This window comes from Streptomyces sp. NRRL F-2664, from assembly GCF_000719345.1.
GTDB lineage: Bacteria > Actinomycetota > Actinomycetes > Streptomycetales > Streptomycetaceae > Streptomyces.
In genome coordinates this window covers 1-208 of sequence record NZ_JOFX01000648.1, presented here as the reverse complement: position 1 = coordinate 208, position 208 = coordinate 1, and the positions used below count along the sequence as shown (strand labels likewise).

1 pseudogene is annotated in these 208 nt (G+C 76.4%); it reads right to left on the bottom strand.

The annotated features are described in order from the left end of the window. Positions 1–208, bottom strand: a pseudogene (locus IF89_RS0137365) (IS5/IS1182 family transposase); the annotation flags it as partial.

The window sequence follows — 208 nt, the reverse complement described above, 5'->3', positions numbered from 1 at the left end:
CGGGCAGCGCGGTGCCGGCAACGGAGTCCTGCACGCTCGCCGCGGTGGCCAGCACTGCGAGGAGGAGGCCGAGCGTGCCGGCGGCGATGCTCCGCTTCCTGCCGACGGCCTTCTTGCCCGCGTCGACGCCCTGGCCGGCAGCGGGGACGCTGGCGGAGGCCTTGGCGCTCTGGGCGCCGATCACACAGGCCGACGGCTCTGCGTCCCG